A 12,968-nucleotide genomic window follows, 5' to 3' on the forward strand; every position below is an offset into this window, starting at 1 on the left:
TATACTTAATAGGTGTATTTATAAATAAATTATTAAATCTATTAGGAGGTAATAAAATGAGTTATACGATAAAGGATGTTTTAGATAAGTTAATTGATATAGAGAAGGAGATGTCAAAGCTATACTTTAATATTTCAAATACAGACATCAAGAATTATGATACTTTCAAGATATTATGTAAGGTAATGGCAAGAGAGGAAGGGAGGCACGTTGCGTATTTTGAGCAGATGAAAAACAACATTACTGATACGGATAACGTAGAAATAGACATTTTTACTTATGATAAAATATCTCAAGCTATTGCTCAATTCAAAAGTAAGATAGACACACCCGATTTAAAAAACATTAAAGAATTAATAGAGTTTATGGTAAACTTTGAAAAGGAAAATGCAGCACTACTTATAAACTTAAGAGGAAAACTGGTTAAAAATTCTGGTGACACCGAAAAAGAAAGTTATAAAATATTAACTACTTTAATAGAGGAAGAAAATAAACATGTTAAATCTCTTTTGCCATATTGTAATAAGTAATTGAGGTATATAATATTAATAATTGTAAGAGACTATTGCTGCTATTGAGTCTATAAAATAGAAATGCGTTGTATTAAAAAAATAATTTTTAAAAATCTTCAATTGTACAAAAATACGATTGAAGATTTTTTATTTTGTATTTTTATAAATAAATGTATATTATTTTACGACATTAATAAGTATAAAAGTCACCATAAAATTACATTTTATTCCTACTAACCTACTGTGTGGGGAAGAGTAGGGGAAATAGGTGAAAATTGAATCCACAAAGTTATCACCAGATGTGTTGAATTGATGATTTGATAAATATCCACTGATTTGACATAAAATGTATTTTTAAAAATGAAAGTTGAGAAATGGTAAAATGAATCAAAAACAGCATAAAAATAATTTTTATGCTAATTGAGAATATTATCAATTGAAATTTAGATGTAGAAATATAAGAAGCGAATTTTACAATTATATACAAAGAATTTAGTGTATAATTGTATTAAATATAGATTTTAATATATAATGATAATTGTTAATTTTAAATTACAGTTTATATAAATGTTGATACATCTAAAGTTAAGAGATTTTTAGATTATAAATATTTTTATTGATATATATAATAAATTATTATATATTAGCAGGATTTTTACGCTATTTTGTAGAATACTATATTCGCTAAATACACATTTAGCGAAGTTGAGTCAAAAAATAGAGGGGGAATGGACCAAAATGCATTACGACTTAAATCATATTTATGACCCAGATATTCCTGAGTGTTTAAATGACTTTTTAAATTACTTAGGCACCATTCGTGGTAAATCTAAAAATACTATAGATGGATATAAAGTTGATCTCATTATGTTTTTTAGATTTCTAAAACTGTATAGAGGAAGAGTTGCAAACAATCAAGACTTTGAAACTATACAAATAAATGATGTAGATGATAACTTCATCAGAAGAATAAAACTCAGCGATTTATTCGCATTTATATCCTTTGCAGAGAATTATAGAAACAACGGCAGCTATGCTAGAGCTAGAAAAGTAGCAACATTAAAATCTTTCTTTAAATATCTCCACGGCAAAGCAAAAATTATAGATGAAAACCCGGCTTTGGAGTTGGAATCACCTAAGATAAGTAAGAGAAATCCTATTTACCTTACATTAGAAGAAAGTAAAGCTCTTTTAAATTCTATAGATGGAAAATACAGAGAAAGAGATTACTGCATAATAACATTATTTTTAAATTGCGGTCTAAGACTTTCGGAATTATGTGGTATAGATATTTCTAGAATCAAAGGAGATACTTTAACAGTCATAGGAAAAGGCAATAAAGAAAGAACTGTATATTTAAATAGCGCCTGCATGAAGGCTATACGTAACTATTTAATGGTTAGAAATCAAGATTGCGATAAGATTAAGGATAAGGATGCTCTTTTTATAAGTAAAAATAACGTTAGAATAAATAAAAGATCTGTAGAATTAATGCTTAAAAAATACCTTGGAAAAGCAGATTTAGATACAGATAAATATACTCCTCATAAATTAAGGCATACCGCTGCCACACTTATGTATAAGTACGGAAATGTAGATATAAGAAGTCTTCAAAAGATTCTAGGTCATGAGAATGTATCTACTACACAGATTTATACTCACGTTGATGATGAAAAACTAAGGGAAGCAGTTCGCTCTAACCCGCTTAGCGAGGAAGATGATCTTTAAAGTTAAGTAAATTTATTAAAAATGTTTTATTAAAAATGTTTTATTAAAAATGTAATGAGTAAAATCCAGCAGGAAGCTTCTTAAGGCTTTCTGCTGGATTATTTTTTAAATACATATAGAGATTTTTTAATACTTACTTATGTTTGTTTGGATTTTTCATAATTAAAATTGCAATGCTTAAAATTAACACACTAGCGCCTGTTAGAGCTAAAATAACAATCAAGTACGACGGAACGTATCTAGCGTAAGATTGTATGCCAGTAATTGCTGTAGCAGCAAGAAAACAACCAAATATATTAAGCATTACAAGCCTAAGACGTTGTATCTTACATAAATTGTTGCTTTCTTCCCCCATTCTTCTAACCTCCATATTAAAAGCATCCTGACTTATTTTTATTTATTCTAAAGGATTTATTGTCAATTGCTCTCTGTACCGCTAATATGCCATCTAAATGATCGTATTCATGCTGTATTAATTCCGCTAAGTCCCCTTCAAATTCTATGCTGCAATCAGCCCAGTCTAAGTCTTTATAATAAACTCTACATTTTTTATATCTATATAACCTTACTTCTAATCCAGGATAACTCATGCAGTCATCCCACATTTCAAATTTTTCGCCCTCGAAAAATTCAAGTCTTGGATTTATAAAAGCAATAGAATTGCTGTCAAAATTCATATAAATTATTCTATACAGCTCATTTATCTGCGGTGCCGCTATTGCCCTTCCAAAACCATATTTTTCTCTAAAATTCATCATTGTATCATGTAAATCTTCAACTATTTGTTTTGCTTTGTCAATTTCATCTTTCGAAACTTCTTTACATACCTCATAGAGGTTTTCATTACCTAATAATAATATTTCCTTCACAGCCATTGTTCTTCCCCCTTCATTTTATCAGTTTATAACATCTAAAATACTGATAAAAATTCTCATTTATACACTTATGCTTTATTTTCTTATAGCTTTTGTGTTTATATTTATTATACATAGCATTTTAGCCCTTTTCTACAAAATTATTAATCATATAACTCTATAATAGGCGATTCTTTTATATTGTTAAGCTGCTTATGCTTAAATACAGGTACATTTAGCACTTCCGCAATACGTCTACATTGCTCTCTATAAGGAGCCTTTAGCTTTTCTTGATAGACGATTCCGTCAATTCCTCCGATAATAGAATTAATACATTCTTCTAATTTCTTATAGCCTTCTCCTTCACTATACTTGCCATTTACAAGCCATGAACTCGGAAGAATATGAGTTGCAGAGACTGGATACTGTCTATTTAGTACTGCATTAGTGATTGATTCTTCAAAATGAATTCCTCCAAGATATAAAACTGTGGGAAATTTAACATCACTATCAAATACTTTAACTAGTGATAATGTAATTACATCTGCAGCCTTCTCGTTTGCCCAACTTTCTGGCGTACTGCCAATTTCAACATCTACTAAAGGAACCTTGAATTCAATTATTTTCTGTGGTAATCCATTGTATATCATCCCTGACCAATGTGTAGCCTCCATTGTCACTCTAAAATCCTCTAATCCTAATTCCCTTCTATTTTCTTCTAATTTGTGTGCTAAATTAGTTGTATATATTGGATGTGTCATCCCAAAGTAGCCAGATTCGACATCTCCTGTAGTATGCAAACACAGAACCTTGTCTGGAGCTTTTTGGCCTCCATGCCAATTAACAACGCCTGCAAAATCAAATTTAGAAAAATACTCGTTCATTATTGGTAAATAGTAATCATAATCATGACTGATAACTTTATGTGTTCTTACATAGTTAAATACATTCCCTTTAGAATCTATATATTCCATAACGGGATATCCATCAACCATGATCTTGGTTGGCTTTAAGCCAAATATTCTCATAGAATTTTCAAATACCCTTGGCGCCACACTATCATTCTCAAAATCATAGCAAAAAAAATATACAGCCTTTTTTGTTAACAACATACTTTCCCTCCTCTTAAAACTCTTCCTTTGCACTGTATTAGATAATTTAGATATCTCTAACCATCCTAAGCTCCTCCTTTGCTCCAAATTGTATTTTGCCATATATAGATGGTCTACTTTTATATATCTTATATTATTTATAGCAAAATTTATGCCATTTTTACTTATTTAAATAAAAAATGTTATTACACCCTTTACACAGCTTTCTATATTTTTGGAGCTAGATTGCAAAGAGTTAAGATTATCAAAGATGATAATTTAAGTTCTTTGTAATCATCAAATATTGTTACTAAATCTTATTTTTTTATTTACTGACAAGCAGCTGCAAGTGATTAATAACAGGAATAATAGATAGAATTTTTTTATGCAAAAAGCATGATTATCAAAAATGATAGGTTTATCATTTTTGATAATCATGCTCTTCATTTATAATTTTATATTATATTTCTTTAATTTGCGGTACAAGGTGGCAATACCTATTCCCATTTTCTCAGCAATATCTTTTTTGATTCACCGCTAGAACCATAAATCTCAATTGCCTTTTTAAATAGTTCTTTTTCCATGTGATCAATATCGCAATAATCATATTTTAAGATTTTGGTCACATTTTTAATCTTTGCAGGCAGCAAATCATCATCAATATGCCCATCTTCCCCCATCATATTGATTACATATTCTATTGTATTCTGAAGCTCCCTTACGTTTCCAGGCCAATTATATTTTTCTATAGAACTCCAGAAACTCTTTGAAATTGTAACTACCTTTTTGCTGAATAACCTTGGGAACTTATCGATAAAACAGTTCGTTAATAATTTTATATCACTCTTCCTCCTTCTAAGAGGTGGAAGAAAAATAGGAATTACATTTAATCTATAGTATAAATCTTCTCTAAAAGTATTGTTTTTAACCATGTCTTCTAAATTTTTATTGGTAGCGGCAATCACTCTTGCATTGATACTTATCAACTTATTAGAGCCAAGCCTAACAACTTCTCTTTGTTCCAATACTCTTAACAGTTTAACTTGTATGTATAATGGCATATCACCTATTTCATCTAAAAAAATAGTTCCATTATTCGCTTGCTCAAACTTGCCTATTTTACCCTTAGGATCCGCTCCTGTAAAAGCACCTCTTACATAACCAAACAATTCGCTCTCTAACAGGTTTCCTGGGATTGCAGCACAGTTAACAGCAATAAAAGGACCTTCAGATCTTTCACTTTCATTATGAAGTGCTCTTGCATAAAGCTCTTTACCGGTGCCACTTTCACCTGTTATTAGTACTGTTGATATAGATGAAGCAATCCTCTTTATTTTTTGATTTAATATTTGTATTTCTTTTGATTCTCCAATAATACTGCTTAAACCAATTTTTTCTTTTGTTGTAGTTAATGTAAGTGCCTTTTGGTGAGCAACTTCTGGATCCTTGAATATAAAAATCTCATTATAGTCAGGATTGTTTATATGATATGCTTTTCCTATTGCATCAGCAAAACAATCGTCAATTTGCACTGTATATTCCATTAAGTCTAATACCGTAGTTCCTGAAGGTTTTAACTGGATATTAATATTTTTAATTTTATCAAGATCAACTTCTAATATTTTTTTACCTGTTTTATTTATCCTTGTTATTTTTCTATTTTCATTAAGAACTATAATACCTTCCTCTACATTATCAATGATTTCATTTAAAAATCCTATAACTTCTAAATTTCTTTCATTCTCTTCAGCCTCGAGAGCTTTTGAGGAAATTAAATCTGAAATTTGGTCGAGAAAGTTAATAAAAGTATCATAGTTCTCCAATATGTGATTTCTTTGCGATTCGGTAGTACAGACGAATGCTATGATACCGATGACTTTTTCATTCAGCTTAATTGGCGCATTCATATGAAAAGTCTCAACGCAATTTAATCTTTCGGGACAATTCTTGCAAATCTCATTTTCCTTTGGATTATTAATAATTTTCTTTTCTCCGGTTTCAATAACCATCTTAGCAATATGGCCTTCGTCAGACATATTAAGGTTATTTTTTTCCTTATATCGTCCTGTTCCAGCTACTCTTATTAAATTCAAATCTACAATTACAACATCCACTTTAAGTATTTGAGATAGTACAGTAACATACTTATTAGCCGTATCTTGAATTTTCCATAAAATATTACTCATCACTATCACCACCTTCTTATACTATTTTATTATAATAGCAGATGCATCTAAGTTATAATCTTATGCTTCACTACTATAGATAGATAATATAGTAATTATTTGATTACTTTTTACTTTCATTAATATTCGGCCTTGTATCACATATCAATTCAGCTTTAATTCTCTTTATTTTAACTACCCCTTCTTTGGTAAAGGTAAATATCTCATTTAAAAAATCTCTTTTATTAAAAGTTCCCTTTTCAACATCATATAATTTCTTCTCTAATCTTCCCGTATAATCCGTATCCATTAATTCCTTTAAAGGGAAGTTTTCAATAAGCTTTATCCCCTTTTCTGTAATTAATAATGATTTTCCTTTTGTAGTTATATAATCAGCATACTTTAACTTGTTTATAGTTTCCGCTCTTGTGGCTGCAGTCCCTATAGAGTATCCATAAAGTATGGAGGAATCTTCTTCGTTATCATCCTCATCACTGCTATTAGAATTTTTTCCGCAAGTTTCCATGGCTTTTAAAATAGTTTTTTCTGTATGATGTGCAGGCGGCTTACTCTTTTTGACACTACCTTAATTTCTATCATCTTAACTACATCATTTTTATTAACTGGAGGTAGTAACTCATCTTTTTTATCTTCATCATAAAGTTTAAGCCATCCCTTAACTCTCAGTATTTTTCCTTTAGTTGAGAATAGCCTTTCATAATTATCTCCTTGCACACTAGTTATTATCTCTGTATTCTCATATTCTGCTGAAGGCATAAATTGAGATATGAATCTGTTTTTTATTGAATTATATACGATTCTTTCGTCTTCTGTTAAATTTTTAGGAATAATATAAGTTGGTATAATAGCACTATGGCTTTCTACTTTTTCATTGTTAAATACCTTCTTAGAAGTATTAAATACTACTTCGTCTTTAAAAGGCAAATCTTTTTTTAGCGTTTCTAATACATTTTTAGCTTTATCTTTTATGCTTTCTTCTAGCGCTGTACTTTCTGTTCTTGGATACGTGATATGTTTCTTTTCATATAAGCTCTGCGCTACTTTTAATACTTTATCTGCAGTAAAGCCCTTATATTTGCTTGTTACATATCCCTGCAAATTACTTAGATTAAATAAACTTGGTGCATTCTCCTTCTTAACTTCTACTGTTTTTTCTTTTATAATACCGTCTTTCCCCTGTATTTCATCTTTAAGTCTTTCTACACTTTGCTTATTGGGGAACTTATCCTTTTTACCATGAAAGAACTTACCTTTATATGTGCCCGCTTCACCTTTGAAGGTTGCATTTAACTCGAAAAATTCTTCCATCTTGAAATTCTTTATTTGCATCTCTCTATCATATATCATCTTAAGGGTGGGCATTAATACTCTTCCAATGTTTAAAAGATTGCCTTTTCCTCTTGTATATTTCATTGTAGCAATAGAGGTAAAGTTAATTCCTATAACCCAATCTGCCAGCTGTCTACTTACTCCTGCATCTTGTAAAGGCTTCATTTCCGAATTTTCTTTAAGATTATTTAGTCCCTTGTTGATTTCAGTTGGTGTCCATTCATTAATTAATATTCTATGTATAGGTTTAGTAACTTTTAGATAGTCAAATATGAGAAGTGCTATAAGTTCCCCTTCTCTATCAAAGTCTGTAGCTGATACTATATCTGTAACATCCTGTCTATTAACAAGGCTTCTTATTATTTCAAGTTGTTTTTTTGCACCAGGGTCTATTACATTTTTGTTTTTGCCATCATTTTTTATTTTATATTTGAATTCTTCTGGTATATAAGGAAAATTTTCAAAGCTCCATAATGCTAACTTAGGATCATAATCCTTACAATCGTAAAGTGTTAGCAAATGACCAAAGGCCCATGTTATTATATAATTCTCCCCTTCTATATATCCATCTTTTTTCATTTTACACTTAAGCGCTTCTGCAATATTTCTAGCTACTGAAGGCTTTTCTGCTAATATTAATTTTTTCATTTAACTCACCTGTAATTATTTTTTATGTTGTTCTTATTAAAGTAATTATAACTGATAATTATACTATGTATAATACTGTTAAAAATTAAAAAACTAAGTAATAGGTCTTCTAAACTTGTAACAAAGTAATATTATACTACTTTTTTCATGCTAAATAAATACAATCTTTAGTACATACTGATAAGGAAGGTGTAATTATGATAAAACTAGTTTTGCTAAGGCACGGTCAAAGTATATGGAATAAGGAAAATAGATTTACCGGATGGACAGATGTAGATTTAACAGAAGATGGGCTAAAAGAAGCAAGAAAAGCTGGAAAGATACTAGCTGAAAATGGATTTACCTTTGACATAGCATATACCTCTGTATTAAAAAGAGCAATTAGAACCTTGTGGATTTTACTTGATGAAATGGATTTAATGTGGATACCGGTATATAAGTGCTGGCAGTTAAATGAGAGGCATTATGGTGCACTTCAAGGCCTTGATAAAAAAGAAACCGCTGAAAAATACGGAGAAGAACAAGTACATAGGTGGAGACGATTTGTGTATGTGAGCCCTCCTCCTTTAGATAAGGGAGATAAAAGGTATGCTGGATTTGAAAGTAAGTATAAAGCCTTAAAGGACTCTCAAATTCCACTTACAGAGAATCTTAACGACACGGAAGAAAGAGTAATGCAGTATTGGCATAGTACTATTGCACCACAAATTAAATCTGGCAAAAATATAATTATATCTGCACATGGTAATACTTTAAGAGCACTAGTTAGATATTTAGATGATATTCCTGGCGACGGAATTTCAAGCCTGAATATTCCTACAGGAGTTCCTCTAGTTTATGAATTAGATAATGATTTAAAGCCTATAAGACATTACTATTTAGAAATAGAAGGAAAACTTCCTAAAGGTTCTATTCCAAAGAATATCCAAGGTATTCCCCATTCCTAGTGAAAAATGATAAAGAACCCAGAGCTTAAAAGTTCCGAGTTCTTTATCTATGATAAATTATAGGCGAGTATACTATTGACACACTTTACCTGGATTTAATATATTTTTAGGATCGAAGGCTAACTTGATATTTCTCATGAGCTCCATATAGTCATTACCGTATTGTTCAAATAAATATGGTCTCTTAGCATATCCTATTCCGTGCTCTCCTGATACCAACCCGTTAAGTTCAACAGACTTTTTATACATACACTCAAAGACTTCGCTAAGTTTCTTTTCCCATTCTTCTTGTGATAATTCATCTCTTAGAACATATACATGTAGATTACCGTCTCCAGCATGTCCGAAGCTTCTTATTCTTATATTAAACTGTTCTTGAAGCTCGTCTGTATATTTAACAAACTCCGCTACTCTGTTTCTTGGAACAACAACGTCACATTCATCCATTTCTGTTGTTGTAGCTTTAACTGCTTCAAGGAAGGCTCCTCTTGCTGACCATACTGCTTCTTTTCTTTCATCTGTATCTGTTATATATACATCTAAAGCTCCTTCCTCTAAACAGATTTGAGCAACTCTGTCATAATCTCTTTCTATGTCTTCTTTGCTATTTCCATCAAAAGTTAATAGCAGGTATGCATCAGATGAATTATCCGGAAATTTCTTTCCAAGGAATTCTTCAGCGGCTAATATAACTTCTCTTTGCATAAATTCTATAGCTGTTGGTATTGATTTTGATTTAATAATCTTTGGTACTGTATTTATTGCTTTTTCGAGGTTAGGGAATGGTATCAATAAACTTATTGCTTTCTTAGGAAGTGGTAATAGCTTTAGGATGGCTTTTGTCACTATTCCTAATGTGCCTTCTGAACCGCATATTAAATCCTTTATGCTGTAACCAGAACTATTTTTAACAACTTTGCCGCCAACTTCGATTACCTTTCCATTTGGAAGAACTACTTCAAGCCCTCTTACGTAATCCCTTGTAACCCCATATTTAACCGCTCTCATACCACCGGCATTAGTATTAATATTTCCACCTATTGTAGCAGATTTCTCACCTGGATCTGGTGGGTAAAATAAATCATGCTCCTCTACATATTTGCCTATTTCCATTAGCAAAACGCCTGGTTCTACTGTTAAAGTTAGATTTTCTTCATCGATTTCAAGTATATTGTTCATCTTAGTTAAGTTTATCATTATTCCACCATGAAGTGGAACAGAAGCTCCAACTAATCCAGTACCTGAACCTCTAGCAACCACTGGAAGATTATTCTCATAAGCATAAGCCATTATTTTTGAAACTTCTTCTGTATTCTGTACCTCTACTACAGTATCCGGCATCTTGCTAATTCCACCTAATTCATCGTGGCTAAAATCTTCATTTATATTTTCACCTATAAATACTCTATCTTCACCTAATAGTTCAATTAGAAATTTTATATCCTTTTCATCAAGCTTTTTATATTGGTTCGCACAATTACATGCCATTTTGCTTACCTCCAAATCTTTTCTATCATTATGAATTTATTTTTATTCTAATACTTGCTAACTCCTGTATTATGATTTATCATAGATCAACTAGATTAGACCTTTTCCTTCTTTAATGTTATTTATGAGTCTTGGCACTATTTCATATAAATCCCCTACTATTCCATAGTGAGCTACATTGAATATAGAAGCTTTAGGATCTTTGTTTATAGCGACTATACAATCTGAATTATTCATACCTGCAGCAAATTGAACTGCTCCTGATATCCCACAGGTTATTATTAATTTTGGCTTTACTGTTCTACCGCTTAACCCTATTTGTTTTTTAGCATCTGCATATCCGGCTTCAATTAAAGGCCTTGTTACTGCTACTTGAGCTCCAAGTAAATCAGCAAGTTCTTTTATCATTTCTAAATCTTTTTCTGATTTTACTCCTCTTCCTGCTGCAACTATTACATCAGCTTCGGATATGCTTGATTCTAATTCTTTATTTGTTATTTTTAATACACTAATATTTGAAGCAAGCTTTGATTTGCTCATCTCTGCAACAGTTATTTTTCCAGATGTTTCTGCTGATCTTTCTGGGGCATCCATAACCTTATATCTCACTGTAGCAAGCTGTGGTCTGTTATTTGGGTTTATAATTTGTGCCATAATGTTACCGCCAAAGGCTGGTCTTATTTGTACTAAATCAGTATTTTCTTTCATATCAAGTATTGTACAATCAGCGGTAAGTCCTGTCTTAAATCTTGCAGCTACTCTTGGTGCAAGGGATCTCCCTACTGTTGTTGCTCCCACTAGCAATGTAGATGGTTTTACTTTGTTTATAAAATCTTCCATTGCTGCAGTATATGGTTCTATTCTGAAGTCTTTTAATTCTTCATAATCATATACAAATACTTCATCTACTCCATAATGTAGAAGTTCCTGTGCCTTATCTTTAATATCATGTCCAACAAATACTGCATATACTGGATAGTTTACTTTTGATGCTAATTCTCTTCCCTTTCCAATTAATTCATAAGTTACAGAGTGAATGTTACCTTCCACGTGGTCAACATATACTGCTACACCCTTCCAAAGACTTTTGTCTATTTGAGGGATCTCCTCTTCTACAAATTCCATCACTCCTGCTGGACCCTTTTTAACACATAGCTTACACATCTTACATCCAGCATTTACTTCTATCTTTCCGTCCTTTTCTTCAATTGCACCAAATGGACATACTTTTACTAAATCTTCTATAATTGAAGGAGTTAACTTCTCCGCATTTACTATTAATTTACCCACTTTTATTCCTCCCAACTTGTACTATGGTTAATTATTAACATTTAATTTGATTTATGTGGCTAGACATCAGTCCAGTTTGAAAATATTATTACTGATTATATTATATAAACTTTAATTCTTTAAGCTTTGCAGTTAATTTATCTGCAAGTTCTTCTCCGTTTCCATTCCACATTTCTTTATCTGTATTTACTGCTGGTGGAAATATTCTTTCGACTTGTGTTGGAGATCCATTTAATCCATACATCTTTTCATTCTGATCTTCAAAATCCTTTAAACTAAGCATTTTTACTTCTCTATCTTTTGTAGCTAGTTTTTTTCTGTATGATGGCAGCCTTGGCTGAAATATATCTTTTTCTACTGTTAGTAAGCAAGGAAACTTTACTTCTGCTACTTCTATTGTATTTGGCATATCCATTTCTACTATTAATGAATCAGTATTTAATTTCTCTATTTTCAATACATTTGCTATATGTGGTATTCCAAGGTATTCTGCCATTTCTGGTCCTACTTGAGCTGTGTCACCATCTGTTGTTTGTTTTCCGCAAAGTATTAAATCTATATTTCCCATCTGTTTTACGCCTTGAGAGATAGTATATGATGTAGCTAAAACATCTGCTCCTGCAAATTTTCTGTCTGAAAGAAGAACTCCTTCATCTGCACCCATCATATATGCTTCTTTTATAACTTCTGCAGCTTGAGGTGGCCCCATGCTTATTACTTTTACAGTTCCGCCAACCTGTTCTCTTATTCTTAGTGCTGTTTCCAGAGCATATAAGTCATATGGATTCATCTTTGAATCTACTCCATCTCTTTTCAATACTCCTGTCACTGGGTCCACTTCTACTTTTGTAGTTCCTGGCACTTGTTTAATACATACTAATATATCCATTTTTAT

At 31.3% G+C, this 12,968-nt stretch carries 11 protein-coding genes and 1 pseudogene; 3 read left to right on the plus strand and 9 right to left on the minus strand.

Annotated elements, in window-relative coordinates:
- Positions 1-56 precede the first annotated feature (56 nt).
- Both RCG18_RS22205 and RCG18_RS22210 read left to right on the plus strand, forming a co-directional pair.
- Positions 57-530, plus strand: coding sequence for a hypothetical protein (locus tag RCG18_RS22205; RefSeq protein ID WP_308038175.1), 474 nt, complete (start codon positions 57-59; stop codon positions 528-530).
- A gap of 720 nt (positions 531-1,250) precedes the next feature.
- Entirely contained in the window at positions 1,251-2,240 is a 990-nt protein-coding gene (locus RCG18_RS22210; RefSeq protein WP_308038176.1) for a tyrosine recombinase XerC, read from the plus strand.
- Positions 2,241-2,373: 133 nt separating this feature from the next.
- On the opposite strand, the gene RCG18_RS22215 is transcribed toward RCG18_RS22210, so the two are convergent.
- The 6 genes and pseudogenes from RCG18_RS22215 to RCG18_RS22240 form a co-directional block, all read right to left on the minus strand.
- A complete protein-coding gene (locus tag RCG18_RS22215; protein WP_308038177.1) occupies positions 2,374-2,610 on the minus strand; it encodes a hypothetical protein in 237 nt (78 codons plus the stop codon).
- Position 2,611: 1 nt separating this feature from the next.
- The gene (locus tag RCG18_RS22220; RefSeq protein ID WP_308038178.1) at positions 2,612-3,115 is read right to left on the minus strand and encodes a peptide deformylase; all 504 of its coding nucleotides are present in this window, start codon (positions 3,113-3,115) and stop codon (positions 2,612-2,614) included.
- 143 nt (positions 3,116-3,258) lie between these two features.
- Positions 3,259-4,206, minus strand: coding sequence for a D-aminoacyl-tRNA deacylase (locus tag RCG18_RS22225; protein ID WP_308038179.1), 948 nt, complete (start codon positions 4,204-4,206; stop codon positions 3,259-3,261).
- Positions 4,207-4,632: 426 nt separating this feature from the next.
- Complete coding sequence (locus tag RCG18_RS22230; protein WP_308042082.1) at positions 4,633-4,692, minus strand: hypothetical protein; 60 nt, start codon at positions 4,690-4,692, stop codon at positions 4,633-4,635.
- The gene (locus tag RCG18_RS22235) at positions 4,683-6,371 is read right to left on the minus strand and encodes a sigma 54-interacting transcriptional regulator (protein WP_308038180.1); all 1,689 of its coding nucleotides are present in this window, start codon (positions 6,369-6,371) and stop codon (positions 4,683-4,685) included. The genes RCG18_RS22230 and RCG18_RS22235 overlap by 10 nt, the downstream gene beginning before the upstream one ends.
- A gap of 103 nt (positions 6,372-6,474) precedes the next feature.
- Positions 6,475-8,348 (minus strand): annotated as a pseudogene (locus RCG18_RS22240) (type IA DNA topoisomerase).
- A 197-nt stretch (positions 8,349-8,545) separates the two neighbouring features.
- Between RCG18_RS22240 and gpmA the strand changes: the two are divergent.
- A complete protein-coding gene (gpmA, locus tag RCG18_RS22245; RefSeq protein WP_308038181.1) occupies positions 8,546-9,295 on the plus strand; it encodes a 2,3-diphosphoglycerate-dependent phosphoglycerate mutase in 750 nt (249 codons plus the stop codon).
- Positions 9,296-9,367: 72 nt separating this feature from the next.
- Here the strand turns inward: gpmA and RCG18_RS22250 are convergent, their stop codons facing one another.
- From RCG18_RS22250 to RCG18_RS22260, 3 genes are all read right to left on the minus strand, one after another.
- Entirely contained in the window at positions 9,368-10,783 is a 1,416-nt protein-coding gene (locus RCG18_RS22250; protein WP_308038182.1) for an FAD-linked oxidase C-terminal domain-containing protein, read from the minus strand.
- Between the two features lie 90 nt (positions 10,784-10,873).
- Entirely contained in the window at positions 10,874-12,073 is a 1,200-nt protein-coding gene (locus tag RCG18_RS22255) for an electron transfer flavoprotein subunit alpha (RefSeq protein ID WP_308038183.1), read from the minus strand.
- Positions 12,074-12,173: 100 nt separating this feature from the next.
- Positions 12,174-12,962, minus strand: a complete 789-nt coding sequence (locus RCG18_RS22260; RefSeq protein ID WP_308038184.1) for an electron transfer flavoprotein subunit beta/FixA family protein — start codon at positions 12,960-12,962, stop codon at positions 12,174-12,176.
- Positions 12,963-12,968 lie beyond the last annotated feature (6 nt).

It is taken from the genome of Clostridium sp. OS1-26, from assembly GCF_030915445.1.
Taxonomy (GTDB): domain Bacteria; phylum Bacillota; class Clostridia; order Clostridiales; family Clostridiaceae; genus Clostridium_AM.